Raw genomic sequence first — 20,513 nt, forward strand, 5'->3', positions numbered from 1 at the left:
TAAAGCCCATTTTAAATATATAATAAACTGAGGCAGGTGATTTTAATGTATTCTTATAATGATATGGCTTTAGAAGAATTGAATAAATGGAAGATAGAAATGAAAAAAAAATCCACAATAGTTGAAAAGGTATCAAAGGGTATTCAAAATAAATTTAATGGAATATTACCCGAAAAATATCATGAAATAATAACTTCAGCTATAAAAAATATGATTAAAGTAGTTTTAGTTGGGTCTAAATATATTACGAAGGAGCCCTCTATAAATCTATCTCTTCAAGAAAGAGAAGAATTAGTTGCACAAAAAATCAAGACCTATAAAACTACTGCTATGATAGAGGGTGCAGGAACAGGGGCAGGTGGATTCCTTTTGGCACTTGCGGACTTACCTTTACTTTTAAGTATAAAAATTAAATTTCTTTATGACATTGCTGCAATTTATGGATTTGACGTTAATGATTATAAAGAAAGAATTTATATATTATATGTATTTCAGCTCGCTTTTTCTAGTAAGAGTAATGTAAATGAAGTATTTGATAGAATGGAAAATTTTGAAGAATATTATAGTACATTGCCCAAAGATATTAATTCCTTTGATTGGAGAGCATTTCAGCAAGAGTATAGAGATTATATTGATTTAGCAAAACTATTACAGCTGGTTCCTGGAATAGGGGCCTTTGTAGGAGCTTATGTTAATACTAAATTTATTGATAAACTTAGCGAAACGGCTGTTCAAGCTTATCGTATGAGGATATTATAACTCTAAAGTATGCTGAAAATATCATAATAAAATAGCCCTCAGCACTAAGTAGAGAGTGTATATTACAATATTTGTGCGGAAAGCCCACTCCTTCAGGTGTGGGATGGATAGCATAGATTGTGTATAATATATTTCTAAAATACATAAACTATGCTATTATAAATTCATGAAAAATAAATATAGAACAACTGAAACAACTGTATCTTTGATTAATGATAATTTTATATTTTGTCCAAGATATAAAAGAAAAAAATTTAATATCTAATATTGAAGAGAGATTTAAACATTAGGCGAGATGTGTATGTGAAGAGAGGTGAATATTGTGTCAAGTTATATTTTGACATTAAAATTAGAAACAGAAATATATCAAGAAGATATATTAGATAAAAGATTAGAAATAGGTAGAAATATTTATAATAGTTGTCTAGGCGAATTATATAAAAGATATAACTATATGAAAGAATCTAAGGAGTATAGAAAAGTAGTTAAAATGAAAAAAGGCAAAGAACGTAATAAAGAATTTAACAAATTAAATAAGAATAATGGTTTGAAAGAATATTCACTTCATAAGTATGTTAAGCTTATACAGAAACATTTTAAAGATAATATAGATAGCTTCACTACACAAAAAATAGCGACAAGATGTTTTAATGCTTTTGGGCAATTAATGCTTCATAAATGTAATAAAGTTTATTTTAAAAAATATGGTGAACTGAGTAGTGTTGAGGGCAAATCAAATAAAACTGGACTTAGATTTGTAGATAATAAATTAATATGGAATGGACTTTCGATAGATATAATTATAAATAAAAACGATGAATATGCACATATATCATTATTAAATAAAATTAAATATTGTAGAGTAGTTAGAAAGTTCATTCGAGGCAAATATAAATATTTTATTCAACTAATTTTAGAAGGAATTCCACCTGAAAAATATAATAAAGAAACGGGAAAGGTTAGGCATAAAATAGGAGAAGGAAATGTAGGTATTGATATTGGAACTAGAACTATTGCTTTTAGTAGTAAAAACGAAGTAAAATTATTAGAATTATGTCCAGAAGTTGAAAATATTGAACATGAAAAAATGATATTGCAAAGAAAATTAGATAGACAACGTAGGACTAATAATCCTAATAACTTTAATGAAAATGGAACTATTAAAAAAGCTATTAAATTAATATGGATTAAGTCTAATAAATATATTAAAACTCAAAATGAATTAAGAGAAATACAAAGAAAACAAGCTTGTATAAGAAAGCAAAGTCATGAGAAATTAGCTAATCAAATTATCAGTTTAGGCGATAGAATATTAGTAGAAACTATGAGCTATAGTGGGCTACAAAAGAGAGCTAAGAATACAACAATAAATGATAAGACAGGTAAAATAAATAAGAAAAAGAGATTTGGTAAAAGTCTCGCAAGTAAAGCACCTAGCATGTTTTTAACTATATTAGATAATAAATTAGAATGGTATGGTAAAGAGCTTTTAAAAATAAACACTACTAAAATAAAAGCTTCACAATACAACCATTTTGATGATAAGTATAATAAAAAAGAATTATCGGAAAGGTGGAACAATTTCGAAGGATTTAAAATACAAAGGGATTGTTATAGTGCATTTCTTATAATGAATATTAAGGATAATTTAGAAGAAATAGATAGAGATTTATGTTTTAAGGAGTTTGATAATTTTAAAGTGCTACACGATAAGGAAATAGTAACAATACAAAATAGCAACAATAAAGCAATAAGTAGTATGGGATTATAAATTAAGGCTAAAGAGGTTTTGATATGAGCCATATGCTATCGTTAATTCATTCATTGGAATGATTGATAGTGAAAGTTTTAGAGAAATTAATTAGTTCTTATATGTTGTAATTTATTTGATTTTTAAATAAATGAGAGTATAGGAGAAGTTAAGCTATCTAAGAACACCTTGCCTTTAGGCAGGGGAGTATCAGGCAAAGAATAACCAGCTACAATTTGCATAATATATGCTCTTTGTTATTTGCTGCGAGTATTACAAAAATGTAAGGGAAACGTAATGAAGTTAGATGGTTGCACCTCTTCTTTAAATATATAATAGGCACATAAGGTAACAAAAAGAGGAGAATAAAATTATGAAAAAATTAAATGCATTTCAATTAAAGATTATCGCACTTATAGTAATGCTAATGGACCATTTATATTTTGCATTTCCAAGAGTATTTCCATTATGGTTTCATCCATTATCAAGGTTTGTAGCACCATTATTTGTATTCTTAATGGTAGAAGGATTATTCCACACAAAAAATAAATTGAAGTATAACCTTAGATTATTCGGATGGGCTATATTTATGGAAATTGGGAATTTTATAATAAATAAAGGGTTAGTGTCAAAAGAAGTTGTAGTTAACAATAATATATTTATGACACTGGCCCTAGGACTTACAATACTTAATTTGTTTGAATTTAGCAAAAATAAGGAAGGCGCTAAAAAGGTAGGAATAATAGTGTTTTCAATAGTTCTTATTCCATTGGGAGTGTTTACAGAGGGTGGGATGGTTTTGATACCATTTGCATTAATAACATATTTCTTTAGAGAAAATAAGAAAAAAGCTATTATAGGATATTTTGTATTATTTTTAGCTTTGGCTCTTATGAGTTATGCGCCATATGATACATTTCAAGAGACAATAGAAATGTTAATGTTTAATTCAGATTTCTTATTTATAACAGCAGTTCCATTTATGCTTTCATATAACGGAGAAAGAGGGGTTAACAATAAATTTAGTAAATATTTATTTTATGTTTTTTATCCATTACATTTATGGATATTAGCCATAATGGAATTTGCATTAAAGTAATGGAATGAATTGTATCACCTGGCTAAATTACATTAAATATTTATTAGTGTAGTAAGGAGTTGAATAAATTATTCAGCTCCTTATTTTAGTTTGTATTAGAGCAAAATTTGAGGGGATAGACTGAAATGTTTTTGAATATTTTAAGGATTTATAGAATTTTATTTAAGATAAACAAATATTGACAAATTTAAAAAGGTAGCTATAATAAGGGTAAGATGGGTTTTTATGATATACAGCTTAGTTCATTATATATTTTATGTAAAACATAAAGCTGTAAATTAAAGTTATTTTCAATTTTTATAAGAATTTAAAAATCATTGGAGGCAAATATGAAAAAAATATTATTATATTGTTTGATCATTCTGTCATTATTGGTTTTATTAGTGGGATGTTCAAAGAAAGTGAATGATAGTAATAAACCTGAAATGTTTAAGAGTGATAAACTTGGGTTTTCAATTGTTTTCCCAAAAACTTGGAAGGATAAATATAGGATTGAAGAAAATGATATGGGGATAACTGTGTATTTTAAACCAAAGGAAAAAGTAGAGGATGGCTACGGTAAATTATTTGCTTTTATTAATAAGAATTCAGCTAATTTCTATGAAGATAGTCTTGATACAATTTGTGACCAACGATATTTTGAAGCAAAAGGTGCTACTTATGTTATAGGGGGACCAACAGATCTAAATTTTCCTGAAAAGCAACCAGAATTTAATAGCTTTTTAAAGATGAAGGGAGAACTAAAAGAAGTACTAAAGACATTAAAAATAATAGATAAGTAACGGGTTTTATACTAGAAAAGATATATCATCACGTTGTAATAAAGTTAAACTATAATAAGTAGATGAAAGGAAGATAAATATGAATAAACAAAAGATTATGAATGTATGGGACAAGGTTGCAACTAGATTTGGTAAAATTGGACCTGGTTATTGGCAGAGATTTGGCAATAGATTAGTTGAACTTTCAAGTATTAACAAAGGTAAAAAAATATTAGATATTGGAGTGGGTAGGGGAGCTTCATTATTTTCTGCAATAAATAAAATAGGAAAAGAAGGATATGCTGTAGGTATAGATGCTTCAGAAGTTATGGTAAGTGAAACACATAAGGATATTGAGAAGCAAAAAATAGATAATGCCAAAGTAATAAAGATGAATGCACAAATATTAGAATTTGATGATAATTTTTTTGACAATGTTATTTGTGGGTTTGGAATCGGGTATCTTTTATATAGTGATAGTAAATTAACAGAAATACTAAGAGTACTTAAAAAAGATGGACAAGTAGGATTTAGTATATGGGCGATACAAGAAGACCAAAAGTGGCTAACAGAGATAGTTAACAAATATTTACATGCAAATTCATCAAATCAAAATTACAAATCAGGTATTCCCAAATTTGATACAGCGAAGGATGTGAGAAAAATATTAGAAAATACAGGTTTAAGAAATATTAAGGTTTATAAGGAAAATGCAGATGTGATTTATACAACTAAAGAACAATGGTGGGAAGAAATGTGGTCTAATGCAGTAAGAGCAGTTTTTGAGGCAGTAGAAGAGCTAGGTGATGATAAATTTAAAGAGTTTAAAGTAGAGGTATTTAATGGACTTGAAATGTATAAAAATATAGATGGGTTGCATTTTAATATGCCAGTGATATATGCATTTGGAGAAAAATAAAATACAACTCAAGGTTATAATTAGATAATGATAATAAAGATGGTTATTTAATTATTACTCAGCTTTTCAAGTAAATATTCCCCTTTAAATACTCCTATTAAAAAGATTAACACCATAACAAATAGCATTAAAAAGAGGAATGGTTTACTGCAAGATAGCATGTTTGAACCTAAATAGCAGGAAAGTACTAATGCAGGAATTCTTCCAAAAGTTGAGTATACTAGGAATTTTTTTAGAGACATTTTTGAAATACCACAGGCGAAAATTAATGAGTCCCTTGGTATGCCTGGTAAAAAATAAATTAGAAACACAATAAGATTTAATTTTTTTGAGTTCAAGGCTGCTTCAATATTTTTCAATTTTGTTTCAGAAATAAATTTGTTAACAAGAGGTCGTCCGTACTTTTTTGAAAGTAAAAATAGTAATATAGATCCAAGAGTTATTCCGATAAGAGAAAGAATAGTTGCTCCAAGGGTGCCATATATCCATCCACCAGTAGCTTGAATTACTTCGCCAGGAATAAAAAAGATTGTTACTTGAAGAAATTGAGAAAGTATAAAAATAAATATTCCATAGTATCCAAAGGAAGTTATGAAATTTTTAAATTCTTCAGGGCTTTTTAATACAAATAAATATTGTCTATATTTACAACCTAATATTAAGGTGATTAAAATTAATGTGGATATTAAAATTAAATTTCTGTGTTTTTTTATAAATTGGTTAAGCTTCATATGTGTACCTCCGTATTTTAAATATCAAATCTAGTGCATGCTTTAATTTGTTGTCCAATGATTATTATAAGAGTTTTATAAGATTTGAACAAGCGATTAATATAACATTTACATTACATTATTGAAATGTTAGAAGATTTTAACCACTTTGTACATAATAAAACCTAAAATACAACTTAATGTATTTAAAATAATATCATCAATATCTAAAACACCCACATTTAGAATAAACTGACCCAGTTCAATACTCCTATACTTTAATCATAATTTTATAAGTGTATCTTTATTTAATTATACAGAATGTTAACATGAATTTCAATATTTATAATAATAAGGAGAAAATGGTTATAGTTATTTTCTATATTGATATTATAATATTTTACAATTAAAATAGAAATTAATTACTGACTTAGAGGACAAGTTAATAAAGTAATAAAGCAAGAGAAATGAGAAAAAGAAAAAATACAAAAGTGAGAGAAATTAAGGGGGGGGATTATAGAAATATGAGTAGCGAAATATTTAGTTCATTTCCTAAAATAGTCACCAAAAGCTTAGTATTAAGGGAAATAACAGAGCAAGATGCAGAAAGTATATATCAACTTTTAAGTAATCCTGAAGTGATTAAGTACGATACATTTGAACTTTTTACAGATATAAAACAAGCAGAGGACTTGATTGAATCTTTTAATGATGCATTTAGGCAAAAAAGAGCCATATTTTGGGGAATTTCTTTGGGGAATCTGTCTGAAATTATTGGGTTTTGTAAGTGTGAAATCGAAAATCCTAAAATAAGAGCAGATTTGGGATATGATTTAAGACCTGAATATTGGAATAGGGGAATTATGACCGAAGCACTTGATGCAGTAATTGATTTCACATTTAATAAGGCTGATGTTAATAGAATAGAAGCATCAGTATCAAATGAAAATAATGCATCAATTAGAGTACTTGAAAAATTAGGTTTTATAAAAGAGGGAGTTTTGAGAAAGAGAAGCTATTGGGGTGGTAGTTATCATGATATGGTAATGCTTTCTATATTAAGAAACGAGTATTGATATATAGTTAAAATTTATCTTATTTTATTTTCATATGAGTAAAAATACGGGGGGTAATTCAGTGATAGAAATAGAAAAGATAGTAAATGAAGAAATAAAATTCAATTTACATAAAGAGTACATTAACACCTTAGCAGAGCCAATAGATGGGTTTTGGGAAAATGTAATGATTGGTAGATCAGAATGCTATGAAATTATTTATGATGAGAAAGTAGCAGGACATTTTTTTGTGAATTCAAGCAAAACTTTAGTACAGTTTCATGTTTTGAAAGGGTACTATACATGTGCAGCAGAAATTTTTGAATATGTTATTAAAAGTGATATAGTAGAAAATGCTGCTGTTTCCACTAAAGAACCAGAATTTTTGTCTTTGTGTCTTGATTATCAAAAAAGTGTAGCGGCAGATATGTATCTTTTTAATGATAATAAAAAAATTAAATATGAATTAGATGGTTTTAGAAACCTGTCTTTTAGATTAGCAAAAACAGTTGACATTGCAACTATAAAAAATAAATGTGAAGTTGCATTTGAAGGTTATCATGAAGACCTAATAAAAAATGATCAGTTATTTGTACTATATGAGGAGGATAGTTTGCTCGGCATAGGTGAATTTAGAATATCGAAATCAAATGGACAATTTGGAGATATAGGAATGATTGTAGCAGAGGAATACCGCAGAAAAGGAGTAGGAACCTATATTATCACGAAGCTGAAAGAACACTGTTATAGCAAAAAATTGAAGCCTATGGCAGGTTGTGACATCACAAATACAATATCTAAGAAAACATTAGAAAAATCAGGATTTATTAGTAATCATAGAATTATAATTGTAAGTTTTAATTAGATGTTTTTGAAAAGTTGTAATGAAGTAATGAAAATTGCAAAAAAAATTGAAAAGGGGAATTATTTATGAATAATATTATTAGTATAGAAAATCAACATATATTGAAATGCTCGGAACTTTATATAAAAGTCTTTAACTCTGAACCTTGGAATGATAAATGGACATTAGAAACTGCTCATAAAAGACTAAATGATATTTATATTTCGACCAATTTTGAAGGTGTTTTATATGTTGAAGACGAGCAATAAAAGGTGCTATTTTCGGAAACTATGAACAATTTTATGATGGAATCCATTACAATTTGAGAGAAATGTTTATTTCTAATGAGTTGCAGGGACAAGGGATAGGTAGTAAACTACTCAATGAATTGGAAAAGCGATTAAAAGGAATTGGTGTAACTACTATTATTCTATTTACTTCAAAAGAAAACAAAACAAGTAAGTTTTATTTAAAAAATAATTTTACTGAATGGGATAGTATGGCTATGATGGGTAAGGATCTATAAACATTATTGATTTAAAACATAAAATCCATAAAATGTTTCTTGTTAAATATATTGACAATAAATATAAAATAATGTAATATAAAGTTATAAGTTATTTTAATGGAGGTAAAACTATATGAGAAAGCTAATTCTTAACGTTGTAAGATAATACAATTTAATATTTTATCTAAAAGATGTTTTGCTTGTTTATAATGCAAGTTTATTTATTGTATCTTTTGTAATTTTAATACTGCCTGCATAGGTGCATACATTTAAATGTGTGTAGTTTATTTGGAGAGGCGTTGAAAGTTATTTAGGGCTTAATAAGCATAGTTAAAAATCTGATTATATCAGGTTTATTGGTGTTGCATTTTTTTAGATGAATATAATGTTAAGGAATAGTTTCAGCGTTTATACCTTTTATGAATAATCTTCTTAAAATAATATAGAATTATGTTCTATTTTTAAGTTGTATATTTGTATTTTGTTATGATTATAAATGCCGTACTTACTGTGCGGCTTTTTTTATACCTTTAAATTATCACATAAATATTGTTAAGATGCAGTATGTGTTTTTGTGATAGGGCTCGTAGGAGAGTATTGCCTATTTAATTTGAGGTATTGCAGCATAACAAAAATCCTGAGGTTGTAATGAAATTTAATTTCGTTACAACCTTATTTTTTTGCAAAGAAGTTATTAGTAATAATAGGTTTTAAAGTGAGATAGTGTTTGGAGCAACATATGATTTTATTCTTACTTTTAACTACGGTAGGAGGTGTGTTCATGCCAGTGATTTAAATATATGAGATAAAAGATAACAATTAAATTTTAGGAGGAAATAATTAATGAAAAATATATTTGAAATAGAATGCAGGGATATAGTTTTAAGAGAGATGGGAATTGACAATTTAGATGCACTATATAATCTTACGCTGCAACCAGAAATAACTGATTTCTTACCAGATTGGAAAGCTACAAAAGAGCAACGAAGGGATTGGCTAATAAATTTTCACATGAAAAATAACAGAGAGTTTTTTCAGGCTGTTCCAAGTATTGATAAAGAAGGTTTAATACTTGGAATTATCTTAAAGGAAACAAATGAGTTTATTGGTTGGTGTGGTTCTTGTATTAAAGATGAACTTCCACCTCCCAATAGAGAGATATTTTATGCGATTTCAAAGGATTATAGAGGTAAGGGTTATACCTCGCAGGCATCACAAGCTTTAATAAAATACTTATTTGAAAGAACTAATATTGAGGAACTTAATGCAATAGCACTGCTGCATAATATACCTTCAAATAAAGTAATACAAAAATGTGGATTCAATCAGATAGGTACCATAGAGGTTGATAATGAGGAATTCAACTATTACAAGCTTATGAAGAAAACACTGTAGTTATTTTAGAAATTATAAGTTGAAATTTGATAAATAAATACTTTTATAAAAGTGAAAAAGGAGAGAATAGCATGGTAACAATGACAAATGCTTCTACAACTACAAAGGAATTTAATGCTCAACTTAATGAGTTAATTATGCATGCATTCGATTTTAGTTTTGACAAATGGCATGCTAAAAATGTTTGGAATGACGACTATGAGATTTATTCAATAATTGAAGATGGTGTTATGCTAGCCAATATATCGGTGACTAAAATGAAGATGGTTATAAATGGTGAGAAACGTGATTATTTACAGTTTGGATCAGTAGCAACAAGAGAAGAACATAGGGGTAAAGGGTTATCTAAAAAACTTATGGAACATATTTTTAGTATATACCCAGATACACCTTGCTTTCTACATGGTGGAGATAGTGTTGTGGGGTTCTATCCAAAATTCGGGTTTAAACCTATTACTTATAAGCAGCCATATATTGAATATAAGCTAAATAATAGTGGTGAAATGATAAAGCTAAATATAACTAATCCAAAGGTTGATAAGTATTTAAAAGAACGTACTCAATACTCAAAGGTTTTTGATTGCATAAATCAATATTCTATTAACTGGTTTCATTTGATTTACGGTCACCAAAATAATATCTATGAAATACCTCTGCTTGACATAATGCTTGTAGCGCATCAACGAGATAACAAACTTACAATTTATGATATTGTTGCTTCAAGACCTGTAAGTTTTGAACAAATTGCGCCATATCTTTACTTTGAGGGAGTAGATATTATTCAATTTGGTTTTAATCCTGACTGGTTGGGAATTGATTATAACATGAGAGAATACAAAATAGATGATGAAAATCCGTTTTTAAAGGGTGATTTTGGATTAGAGCAGGAATACATGATACCCAGAATGATAACAACATAAGGTGTGTTGAAAACAATTAATTAGGTACATGAAAATAAGTAAGAGATTAAGCGTAAATCTAATAAAGATATTTTGAGGGGGAAATTATAATGATTTATTATCAAAACAATGAGATTGTAATAAGAGATATCTGTTCAAGTGATGTAATTAACCTATTTTCATGGCAAATTGATAAAGAGCTAAACAAACATGATCCAAGACCAATACCTAATAGCAGCAAAGGCTTAATTGAAGAATGTATAGATTATTGTCATAGATTTGATACTGAAATAATGAGTGAAAATATTGAGGATATAGAATATAGATATTTTATAATTACAGATTATGAAGATAATGCTATAGGTTTTGTTAATTTTTTTGGTATAGATAAGCTTAAAAAGCAAGGAGAAATGGGAATTTCTATAGGTGATAAAAGGTATTGGCATAAAGGAATTGCTTATACTGCAATAAAAACAGCAACTGATTATATATTCAATAATATGGACATAGATAGGATATATATTGAAACTGGTGAAGGTAATAAACCAGCTTTGAGATTATTTGAGAAATTGGATTTTAAAAAATGTGGTGAATATATTGAAGATGAAGATTTCAAGTTTATTGTAATGGAGAAGGTCAGTAGTAGGTTTTAAAGAGTGTCTTATATTCTAACTTAACAATAAAAGGTGCGATAATTTATATGAGTTCGCACCTTTTTTTATGTATTTAAAAATCAGTCATACACAATGGCTTCTCATCAGAGGAGAAAAGTACATTTAAAGTATTTAAATAGCCTTCATCAGATAACCGTACACGTCCATATTTATACAAAGATTTTAAGTCAACAGCACAAGTGATCAATGAAGAAAAATCAGCAATGTCTATAGTCAACTCCACATCGTAATCATCATTTTGAACTAGTAAAGAATTACCATTATTAAAATGGAATACATAACTACCACCGTTCTCGGGAATGAAACTATCTAGTATAGAAAGTTTTAGTTTGCAGTTTATATTATTAAAGTTATGATCCTTTAAATCTTCAAAAAGCTTAGGAATATCAATAACTCTATACATTATACCAGTTCCTTGGGTACTACATTCATGGTGCAAAGACACCAAAATCCTATCAGAATTATTTCTTGGATCATTCAAAGCAAATCTAAAGTTTTCATCTTGGGTGTTTATTATTACATATCTTATTTGGTCACTTTGTGAATTTAAGAAAGTCATGAGCTCCAGGAAAACCTCAGAATTCTCAAATAGCATTTGAGATACAAAAATATCATTTACAACGAAAGAACCCGTTTCTCCCTTTCGAAAGTGAAAAACCAAATAGCCTAAAATTGTATTACCTACTTTGTATCCTACAATTTTTGTGGATTCAAAGTTAAAAAGGCTATTAAATTCTTTTGGTGATTTTTCAATTAGACCATTAGTTTTATTTGCAATGCTGTTATAAAATTTGCACATTTCTTCAGCATCATCTTTACTTAAGAACTTAATATTTTTCTTGGAATTTCCTTTTGGAAGATTACAAGGCTTAATTTTAAACTGATTAATGCTTGTACCAAAACCAAATCCCATTTTTTTATAAAAGTCAGGTCTAAAAGGATACAGTAAAACCATGGATGCTCCTCTTTCTTTATAATGATAAATAAAGAATTTAATAATTTCTAAAGCAACCTTCTCTTTTTTGTGAAGTAAATCTACAGCAACGGAGCCAACTCCACCAGCAAAGATTTTCTGATTAAGTAAATTCATTTTGAACATTCATTATTTCAGCATGTTTTTCAAGTGGGAGAGAAATTGCAGGGAAGGAATTAGCACGTATTTTAGCTAAGTCAGTTATTTGGGCATTGTCTAGTTTCTTTATGGAATACATGTATGGATACCTCCTTGATTTGTAAAACATAAGTTTATTATCTATGAAATATAAGCAAAAGTAAATATATATACGATATGTAGTTTATTGTTAAAAGATTACTGTATAATTAAAGGGGCCTATAGTTGTTGAATATGAAGTTATAGCTAGGTGCGAACAAAGTCATAATATTATTGTCAATATAGTAGTTACCATAATAAAAAGCGCAGTTCCATTCTTTAACAAAGCAAAAAAGTCTTGACCGTGACGTAAGGTTACTGTTTATAATAAAGTTGGGTGATGAAAATGAATTCTAAAAAAGGTAAATTTTATACTGCAGGTAAATTTGCTGAAAAAGCAGGGGTTACACTTAGAACAATAAGATATTATGATAAAAAGGATTTGCTTAAGCCTACTGAATACAGTGAATCAGGCTATAGACTTTATAGTAATCAGGATTTCGCGGTGCTTCAAAAAATATTAACTCTTAAATTTATGGGATTTTCATTAGAAGAGATAAAAGTGGTAATGAAAGAGGAGTCAGATAAGGCCGACTTTAAGCATTCTCTTAATATACAAAGGCATGCCATAGAAAGAAAAATGGAGCATATGTCACACATTTTAGAAGCAATTAATGAAACAGAACAAATGTTGGATAGCGAAGATACATTGGATTGGGATAAATTTATTTTGATTATTAAAGCTATCAATTTAGAAAAAATATCTGCTGAGCAGTTTAAGAATGCAGCAAATCTAAAAGACCGTATTAATCTTCATGAGAAATACAGCACAAATAAGCAGGGATGGCACAGATGGATGTTTGAGAGAATTCCTATTTTTAAAGGTGCAAAAATCCTAGAACTGGGCTGTGGTGATGGAAGCTTCTGGCTCAGGAATAAGGACAGACTTCCAGAGCAGTGTGAAATTACTCTTACAGATATTTCTGGAGGTATGATAGAGGACGCAAGAAATAACTTAGCAGATTTGGATAAAAACTTTACATTTAAAGTTATGGATGCACAAAATATTACCTTTGGAGATTCGGAGTTTGATATTATCATTGCAAATCATATGATTTATTATGTACAAAATAGGGAAAAGGTTTTTTCGGAGGTTGATAGAGTTTTAAAATCTAATGGAGTTTTTTATGCTGGCACCAATGGTAAAAAGCATATGGAGGAACTTTTTAATATGGTAGAAAACTTTAGAGAAAAAGTAACTTTTTCTTACATTAGAAAAAACCATAAATTCAAGCTTGAGGATGGGAAAACACAATTAGAGGAATGGTTTTATCCTGTGCAGCTTTATTGCTATAAAGATTCTTTAGAAGTAACAGAAGTGGGGCCCTTGATGGACTATGTTCTTTCAGCACCAGGGAATTTAAATGAAATTTTAAATGAAAAAGATTTTAAAGAGTTAGAAGGATTATTTAGAAATATCATAGAAAAAGAAGACTATATGTTTATTACGAAGGATTCAGGAGTTCTTGAAGCTAAGAAAAGATAATACAAAAAAATATTTAGGAGGCAATTATGGAGAATATTGAAATTAATAAACAACTAATAAAAGAGCAATATAAAGATGATAAAAATTTAAATTTAAGGTTAAATTTACACAGTTATAATATTAATAAGGTGGATTGGAATGATTGGTGCTTTAATCAAATGGATTTTCAAAGCAAAGCGAAAATACTAGAACTCGGTTGTGGACCTGGAGGTTTGTGGGAAAGAAATAAATATAAATTAAATAAAGACTGGAATATTACTTTATCTGATTTTTCTAAGGGCATGCTTGAATGTGCTAAAAACACGTTGGCAGAGGTAGATTATGACTTCAAATATAAAGAAATCGATATACAAGATATTCCCTATGAAGAGGGCAGTTTTGATGTGGTAATTGCAAGACATATGCTTTATCATGTTCCAGATATAGAAAAGGCTTTATCTGAAATAAAAAGAGTTCTTGCTGCTGGTGGAACTTTTTATGCAACTACCAATGGACGTGGAGCAATGGTTGAACTTTATGAACTTATAGAAAAATTTGACCCTGAAATAGGCCTTAATAACTTAGGAATGGGTGATAGGTTTGAATTTGAAGGTGGTAGGCTCTTACTGGAGAAATACTTTAGTGAAGTTGAAATGCAGGTCTTTGAAGGAAAAATTGTGGTACCTCAGGCTGAACCTATAGTTTCATATGTAGCTTCAACGATGAGGGGTAGAGCTATACTTGTAGGACCCAAAAAGCAAGAATTCACGAAGTATGTGGAGGATTATATTAAAGAAAATGGGAACTTGTCAATAACTACAAAATCTTGTATATTTAAAGTGAAAAAATAGGTTTTTAGAAGTGAGAAACTGTTTCCAGTATATTGCTTCGTTTATCTCATATTGAATTTATAGTTCTAGCAATTATGAAAGGAAATGATAATTTGTATGGTTAAAAAGTTTTTAGGTAGAAAATATATTATATTTATTTCTATTATTATATTTTTAGTTTGTTTTTCATATTTTGAGAATAATAATATAGTAATCTCTAAATATAATGTAAAAAGTAGCAAGCTTCCAAAAGCCTTTAATAACTTTAAGATAGTCCAAATTTCAGATTTACATAACAAGATCTTTTATAAAGACAATAATACTCTTGTGAAAAAAATAAAATCACAAAAGCCTGACATTATAGTTATTACAGGTGATTTGGTGGATAAACAAAAATATAATGAGGAAAATGCTTTGTTTTTTATTGATAAAATAAATTCTATAGCACCCATATACTATGTTAATGGAAACCATGAAGGGTGGTCTGGAAGATTTGAATCTCTAGAAAAAAAACTTAAAGAAAAAGGAGTAATAGTTTTAAGAAATGAATCACTATATTATGAAAAAAATAAACAAAAAATTCTTATTTTAGGGGTTGATGATCCTGCATTTAATACAACTAGTCATTCCGAAGATTATATGAATGCAGATATAATGAAAAAGGAATTATTTGATGTTAATAATGAAAAAAGATTTAGAATACTTCTTTCGCACAGACCTGAACTTTTTGAGCTTTATGTTCATAATAATATAGATTTGGCATTTACAGGACATGCTCATGGTGGACAAGTTATTTTACCTTTTTTAGGTGGAATTATTGCACCAAATCAAGGCTTTTGGCCAAAATATTATAAAGGCATGTATAAAAAAAACAATACTGTTATGGTGGTAAGCCGAGGTCTTGGCAATAGCATTGTTCCTCAGAGGATATTTAATAGACCTGAAATTGTATCAGTTACACTAAAATTAGGTGAGAATTAAAAGAACAATTTTAAAATACAGTTAGATTTTATAGCTGGGAAGAATTATACTCTATAATAAATAAACTGTTATTACAAAGCGATGTAATAGCAGTTTATTTTATTTCTTAGGAGATTATAAGAATTAAAACTGGATACTGCTACATATTCAAGTGTACTTTAAAACTTTTCTTACTTCTTGAAGTGGAGTTTTTAGATGTAATATAAAATTTGTTTATAGAAATACTAGTGCATAGTAATTAAATACTATATACATATTATAGCATTATATACAAATTAATGTTATAATTTGTATACAAATAAACTATGAATTAGTAAATACTTGAATATTATTGCAAATTAATAATGGGGGGGTAATTGTGATGCAGAGGTTATGGATACTTGGTTCATCTGGGTCAGGAAAAACTACTTTGGCTAATGTTATTGGAAATAAACTGGATGTACCAGTTTATTATAACGATAGAATTTTTTGGATGGAGAGTTGGCAGGAACGCCCAATAAATGAACAGATTGAAATAACTAAATGCATAACAGAAAAGGATAAGTGGATATATGAGGGGAACAGGATTAATGATTGCAAAAAAGATGGTAGGTATAGTCAATGCGACACTATTATTTTCTTGAAAATAAATAGAGTAATATGCATGTATAGATTTTTGAGAAGATATTTTAAACATAGGGGTACTGTACGTCCTTATATTTCTGAGGGGTGTATAGAAAAAATTGATATTAACATTGTAAAATATATTATGTTTGATTATCCGAGTAAGAACAATGAAAGGCAAAAACTGTTTAATGAAGCTATTAAAGATGATAAAAACGTAATTATTCTAAGTGGTGGAAAAAGCGTAAAGAAATGGTTAGAGACCTTATAAAAGTAACTTTTTAAGCCATAATATTGCAATGTAATATTGTGAAATTTATTACATGATTTACAAGGAAATATAAAAATAATCTGTGTAGATTACTGGTAAGGAGATATTTTATGAAATTTAACTATTGCCCTATATGTGCGAAAGAACTTGGGGAAAAGATTATTGGTGATGAAGGGTTAGTAAAATATTGTCTTGCTGGTTTCATTTCTTTTGTTAAGACAAAGCCATTTGTGGATTCTAATGAAGTTGATGATATTATGTGGTGCGAAATTGAGGAAGTTAATAGATATATTGCTAGGGTAGATAATATGTCTGGTATTCATTTTGATAATTCAATGCGATTATTAAATTTATAATTAAAGTATTGTATAAAATAAGCAATTCAGGTGAGGTTAAAACTATGCTAAATAATGTAAAAATTTTAGGCGTACCATTTTCCAAAATGAATATGAAAGAAACAGTAAATATTATAGCTAGTAAGATTGATTGTAATAATCAATCAAATTTTAATATTATTACGGGAAATCCAGAAATAGTATTGCAAGCGCAAAAAGATTCCCAGCTTCAAACTATTTTTAATGAGGCAGATTTAATCACACCAGACGGTGAAGGAATAGTTTTAGCTTCGAAGTGGAAGGGCCAGCCATTATTTGAAAGAGTTACTGGAGTTGATTTGTTACTAGAAGTTTTGAAAATGGGAAATAAGCGAGGTTGGTCCTTTTATTTTTTAGGTGCAGATGAAGAGGTCAATAAGAAAGCAACGGAAAATATATTAGAGGAATATCCAAATATAATTCTATCTGGCAGACATCATGGCTACTTTGATAATGTGCAAGAGGAAGAAATTCTTGTAGATATTGAGAGTAAAAGACCCAATATATTAATAGTTGCCCTAGGTGCACCAAGGGCTGAAAAATGGATTTATAATTATAAACACAGACTACCAGTCAAGGTTGCCTTTGGAGTAGGTGGAAGCTTAGATATAATTTCAGGAAAAACAGCGCGTGCTCCCCAAAAATGGCAACAACTAAAACTGGAATGGTTATATAGGTTAATAATTCAGCCTTCCCGCTTACGTAGGCAAATGGTGTTGCCAATATTTGCTTACAAATCCTTAATGGAGGCGCTTAAGAAAAAACGTAAGAGGGTATAGGGAACTTTCTCTAACAAAATGAAGAATTGGAAGATTCGATGACTTTATTCTATGATTTTAAGGGGAATAACAATTGGAATTGTTATGTGATCTCAAGCAATACGAGGGGGAATAATTTATGTATGCCTATGCACTTGTAGGTTATCTAGACAATGAAACTGAATCATGTTTTAAAAAGTTATGGAAAGATTTAAGTGAAAATAATATTACACAATATGGTGTAGAAACAAAAGGTAGGAGGCCACATATTACTATTGCAGATTATGATAATTTAGATAGTGATAGATTTGTGAAATTAATTAGTGAATACTATGAGGACAAGTCAAGAGTAGCTATATCTCTAAATATATTAGGTACCTTTATTAATACTGGAACCTTGTTTCTTGCTCCAACCTTATCAACTGAATTACTTCATTTTCATAATCGTCATCATGACTATTTTAAAGAATTCAATGTAAATGAAAATTCATTTTATCTTCCAGGCAATTGGAGTCCACATTGCACAATTGCCAGTAGATTAGATGAGGATAATATGATAAAAGCATTTAAGTATTGTAAAATTAATTTAAATAAAATTCATGGTAAATTGAATGAGATTGCCCTCATAGAAGTTGAATTTAATGAGGAGGGAATAGCAATAAAAGATACAGTTGTTTTTTCAAAAGAGCTCAAATAATTTGTCAAAATCAATTAGATTATTATTATATATGAAGTTAGGTCAGATATGTAAAAAAGGTTGAATCAAAGTTTATTTATATAATTGGTATACGGGGGAGTGATATTTATGAAAAAGTCAAAACCATTAGTAAAAGGAGATAAAGTTGCAGTTATAAGTATGTCGAGTGGTATGCTTGGTGAAGATTTTGCAAAACATGAATTAGATTTAGGACTAAAGAGAATAAAAGAGTTTGGGTTAGTACCTGTTGTAATGCCAAGCGCATTAAGAGGAATAGAGTATTTAAAAAATCATCCAGAAGCCAGAGCACAGGATTTAAAAGATGCTTTTTATGATACATCCATAAAAGGGATTATCTGTGCAATTGGAGGAGATGATACATATAAAACATTACCATATTTATTAGATGATAATGTTTTTATTAAGGCTGTTCATAATAATCCTAAATTATTTACAGGCTTTTCAGATACGACAATTAATCATTTGATGTTTTATAAACTTGGAATAGGTACTTTTTATGGGCCTACTTTCGTTTGCGATTTAGCTGAATTAGATAAAGAAATGTTGCCATATACAAGAAAAACATTTTTGAAGTATTTTGAAAGTCATAAAGAAGATTGCATAGAATCAAGTAATGTATGGTATGAGGAACGTACAGATTTTTCTAGGGATGCAGTAGGAACAAGCAGAGTAGAACACTTGGAAGAACGAGGATATGAAGTTCTACAAGGAAAAGGGAAATTTAGTGGAAGACTTTTGGGTGGTTGTCTTGAAAGTTTATATGCTATATTAACCAATACACGATATGACGATGAAAAAGCTATATGTGAGAAGTACAGGTTGTTTCCAACATTAAATGAATGGAAAAATAAAATATTGTTCATTGAAACTTGTGAAGAAAAACCAAAACCAGAAGTATTTGAAAAGGAATTAATTGCTTTAAAAGATACAGGTATATTTGATGTTATCAACGGAATTATTGTTGGAAAGCCTCAAGATGAACAATATTACGAGGAATATAAAGAAATTTATTATAAGATTATAGAAAATAAAGATTTACCAATTATGTATAATGTGAATTTTGGTCATGCACAGCCAAGATGTATCATTCCATATGGAATTGAGGCAGAGGTTGATTTAGATATAAAGGTTATTACGTTAAAGGAATCTATATTTGCATGATTTCATTATATGAGCGTAATTTGAATTTGGTTTAAGTCGCCATATTCTTGAAGTTCGTCATAAACAACTGTAAGAATTACTAATGAAATCAATTAAACTGGACAGGTTATGTCTATAATGGGAGTGCTGAAAAAAATTAAAATCTAATTGACTAATAGGTAAATATAATACGTTAAACTTGTAAAATGTAGTAAATTAAAGAATATTTATATAGAAGAAAGGTGTGAGTGTAATGGATTGTGGATTTGAAAATGGAGATAGCTGGTTCCGATATCGGGCTGCAGCAATAATTATTGAAGATGGATGTGTTCTTTTCGCAAAAAATCAATTGAATTCTTACTATTATTCTATAGGTGGTGGAGTACATTTAGGAGAAAGAGCAGAAGATGCAGTTAAGCGAGAAGTATTTGAAGAAACGGGAATTGCATATGAAGTTGACAGATTAGCGTTTATTCATGAGAATTTTTTTGATGGCTTGAAGAGCCATGAAATTGCATTTTATTTTATAATGAAATCAAGAGGTACAAAAGAGTTGGATAGCAACAGCTATTCACAAGGTGTACGTGAATATATGCATTGGTTACCAATTGATAAGTTAAAAGATTATGTTGCATATCCAAGCTTTTTTGCAGATAAGCTACTTAATTTGAGGGATAGTGTTGAGCATATTGTCACCTGCGAATAATGGGAAGTCAAAAAAAGTGTAAAAATTGATAGGTGTAGGGCATATCAGCGATATGTGAAGACATTTCTCAGTTAAAGAGTTATG

The 20,513-nt window shown here is 28.8% G+C and carries 25 protein-coding genes and 1 pseudogene; 22 read left to right on the top strand and 4 right to left on the bottom strand.

Going from position 1 to position 20,513, the window contains the following annotated elements:
• The first annotated feature begins 45 nt into the window (after positions 1-45).
• From G9F71_RS06285 to G9F71_RS06310, 6 genes and pseudogenes are all read left to right on the top strand, one after another.
• Positions 46-759, top strand: coding sequence for an EcsC family protein (locus G9F71_RS06285; RefSeq protein WP_164949914.1), 714 nt, complete (start codon positions 46-48; stop codon positions 757-759).
• 166 nt (positions 760-925) lie between these two features.
• Positions 926-1,043, top strand: a pseudogene (locus G9F71_RS06290) (IS200/IS605 family transposase); the annotation flags it as partial.
• A 38-nt stretch (positions 1,044-1,081) separates the two neighbouring features.
• A complete protein-coding gene (locus G9F71_RS06295; protein ID WP_224626222.1) occupies positions 1,082-2,530 on the top strand; it encodes a transposase in 1,449 nt (482 codons plus the stop codon).
• A 352-nt stretch (positions 2,531-2,882) separates the two neighbouring features.
• On the top strand, positions 2,883-3,608 hold the full coding sequence (locus G9F71_RS06300) for a TraX family protein (protein WP_164946605.1): 726 nt from the start codon (positions 2,883-2,885) through the stop codon (positions 3,606-3,608).
• A gap of 329 nt (positions 3,609-3,937) precedes the next feature.
• Positions 3,938-4,390 carry a hypothetical protein gene (locus G9F71_RS06305; RefSeq protein WP_164951186.1) on the top strand — a complete coding sequence of 151 codons (453 nt, stop codon included), beginning with the start codon at positions 3,938-3,940 and terminating at the stop codon, positions 4,388-4,390.
• Positions 4,391-4,469: 79 nt separating this feature from the next.
• Positions 4,470-5,288, top strand: a complete 819-nt coding sequence (locus G9F71_RS06310; protein ID WP_164951187.1) for a class I SAM-dependent methyltransferase — start codon at positions 4,470-4,472, stop codon at positions 5,286-5,288.
• A 47-nt stretch (positions 5,289-5,335) separates the two neighbouring features.
• On the opposite strand, the gene G9F71_RS06315 is transcribed toward G9F71_RS06310, so the two are convergent.
• Positions 5,336-6,019, bottom strand: coding sequence for a TVP38/TMEM64 family protein (locus G9F71_RS06315; RefSeq protein WP_164946603.1), 684 nt, complete (start codon positions 6,017-6,019; stop codon positions 5,336-5,338).
• 129 nt (positions 6,020-6,148) lie between these two features.
• Entirely contained in the window at positions 6,149-6,265 is a 117-nt protein-coding gene (locus G9F71_RS27730; RefSeq protein WP_224617810.1) for a VanZ family protein, read from the bottom strand.
• Between the two features lie 257 nt (positions 6,266-6,522).
• On the opposite strand from G9F71_RS27730, the gene G9F71_RS06325 reads away from it, so the two are divergent.
• The 7 genes from G9F71_RS06325 to G9F71_RS06355 all read left to right on the top strand — a co-directional run bounded on the left by G9F71_RS06325 (position 6,523) and on the right by G9F71_RS06355 (position 11,352).
• Positions 6,523-7,074 (top strand): GNAT family N-acetyltransferase, encoded by a 552-nt coding sequence (locus G9F71_RS06325; protein WP_164951188.1) that lies wholly within the window; start codon positions 6,523-6,525, stop codon positions 7,072-7,074.
• Between the two features lie 61 nt (positions 7,075-7,135).
• The gene (locus G9F71_RS06330) at positions 7,136-7,918 is read left to right on the top strand and encodes a GNAT family N-acetyltransferase (RefSeq protein ID WP_164951189.1); all 783 of its coding nucleotides are present in this window, start codon (positions 7,136-7,138) and stop codon (positions 7,916-7,918) included.
• Between the two features lie 65 nt (positions 7,919-7,983).
• Positions 7,984-8,166 (top strand): hypothetical protein, encoded by a 183-nt coding sequence (locus tag G9F71_RS06335; RefSeq protein ID WP_224626225.1) that lies wholly within the window; start codon positions 7,984-7,986, stop codon positions 8,164-8,166.
• A 62-nt stretch (positions 8,167-8,228) separates the two neighbouring features.
• On the top strand, positions 8,229-8,423 hold the full coding sequence (locus G9F71_RS06340) for a GNAT family N-acetyltransferase (RefSeq protein ID WP_263488252.1): 195 nt from the start codon (positions 8,229-8,231) through the stop codon (positions 8,421-8,423).
• A gap of 825 nt (positions 8,424-9,248) precedes the next feature.
• Complete coding sequence (locus G9F71_RS06345; protein WP_164951190.1) at positions 9,249-9,800, top strand: GNAT family N-acetyltransferase; 552 nt, start codon at positions 9,249-9,251, stop codon at positions 9,798-9,800.
• Between the two features lie 71 nt (positions 9,801-9,871).
• Entirely contained in the window at positions 9,872-10,720 is an 849-nt protein-coding gene (locus tag G9F71_RS06350; protein ID WP_164951191.1) for a GNAT family N-acetyltransferase, read from the top strand.
• A gap of 89 nt (positions 10,721-10,809) precedes the next feature.
• Positions 10,810-11,352: a GNAT family N-acetyltransferase gene (locus tag G9F71_RS06355; protein ID WP_164951192.1), complete on the top strand. Its 543-nt coding sequence runs from the start codon at positions 10,810-10,812 to the stop codon at positions 11,350-11,352.
• Positions 11,353-11,425: 73 nt separating this feature from the next.
• Here G9F71_RS06355 and eis read toward each other — a convergent pair whose 3' ends face one another.
• Both eis and G9F71_RS27210 read right to left on the bottom strand, forming a co-directional pair.
• Entirely contained in the window at positions 11,426-12,463 is a 1,038-nt protein-coding gene (gene eis / locus G9F71_RS06360; RefSeq protein ID WP_164951193.1) for an enhanced intracellular survival protein Eis, read from the bottom strand.
• A complete protein-coding gene (locus G9F71_RS27210; RefSeq protein ID WP_263488166.1) occupies positions 12,450-12,584 on the bottom strand; it encodes a hypothetical protein in 135 nt (44 codons plus the stop codon). Before G9F71_RS27210 ends, eis begins: the two co-directional genes overlap by 14 nt.
• A gap of 285 nt (positions 12,585-12,869) precedes the next feature.
• Here G9F71_RS27210 and G9F71_RS06365 point away from each other — a divergent pair, with 285 nt between their 5' ends.
• The 9 genes from G9F71_RS06365 to G9F71_RS06405 all read left to right on the top strand — a co-directional run bounded on the left by G9F71_RS06365 (position 12,870) and on the right by G9F71_RS06405 (position 20,429).
• Complete coding sequence (locus tag G9F71_RS06365) at positions 12,870-14,069, top strand: MerR family transcriptional regulator (protein WP_164951194.1); 1,200 nt, start codon at positions 12,870-12,872, stop codon at positions 14,067-14,069.
• 26 nt (positions 14,070-14,095) lie between these two features.
• On the top strand, positions 14,096-14,899 hold the full coding sequence (locus tag G9F71_RS06370) for a class I SAM-dependent methyltransferase (protein ID WP_164951195.1): 804 nt from the start codon (positions 14,096-14,098) through the stop codon (positions 14,897-14,899).
• Between the two features lie 96 nt (positions 14,900-14,995).
• Positions 14,996-15,859 carry a metallophosphoesterase gene (locus G9F71_RS06375; RefSeq protein WP_164951196.1) on the top strand — a complete coding sequence of 288 codons (864 nt, stop codon included), beginning with the start codon at positions 14,996-14,998 and terminating at the stop codon, positions 15,857-15,859.
• 358 nt (positions 15,860-16,217) lie between these two features.
• Positions 16,218-16,733, top strand: a complete 516-nt coding sequence (locus G9F71_RS06380) for a hypothetical protein (RefSeq protein ID WP_164951197.1) — start codon at positions 16,218-16,220, stop codon at positions 16,731-16,733.
• 110 nt (positions 16,734-16,843) lie between these two features.
• On the top strand, positions 16,844-17,089 hold the full coding sequence (locus G9F71_RS06385) for a hypothetical protein (RefSeq protein WP_164951198.1): 246 nt from the start codon (positions 16,844-16,846) through the stop codon (positions 17,087-17,089).
• Positions 17,090-17,133: 44 nt separating this feature from the next.
• The gene (locus tag G9F71_RS06390) at positions 17,134-17,886 is read left to right on the top strand and encodes a WecB/TagA/CpsF family glycosyltransferase (RefSeq protein WP_164951199.1); all 753 of its coding nucleotides are present in this window, start codon (positions 17,134-17,136) and stop codon (positions 17,884-17,886) included.
• A gap of 118 nt (positions 17,887-18,004) precedes the next feature.
• Positions 18,005-18,562: a 2'-5' RNA ligase family protein gene (locus G9F71_RS06395; protein ID WP_164951200.1), complete on the top strand. Its 558-nt coding sequence runs from the start codon at positions 18,005-18,007 to the stop codon at positions 18,560-18,562.
• 108 nt (positions 18,563-18,670) lie between these two features.
• Positions 18,671-19,744 carry a S66 peptidase family protein gene (locus G9F71_RS06400; protein ID WP_164951201.1) on the top strand — a complete coding sequence of 358 codons (1,074 nt, stop codon included), beginning with the start codon at positions 18,671-18,673 and terminating at the stop codon, positions 19,742-19,744.
• 232 nt (positions 19,745-19,976) lie between these two features.
• Positions 19,977-20,429, top strand: coding sequence for an NUDIX hydrolase (locus G9F71_RS06405; protein ID WP_164951202.1), 453 nt, complete (start codon positions 19,977-19,979; stop codon positions 20,427-20,429).
• The last annotated feature ends 84 nt before the right edge of the window (positions 20,430-20,513 follow it).

It is taken from the genome of Clostridium sp. FP2 (assembly GCF_011065955.2).
GTDB classification, from domain to species: Bacteria; Bacillota; Clostridia; order Clostridiales; family Clostridiaceae; genus Clostridium_AD; species Clostridium_AD tagluense.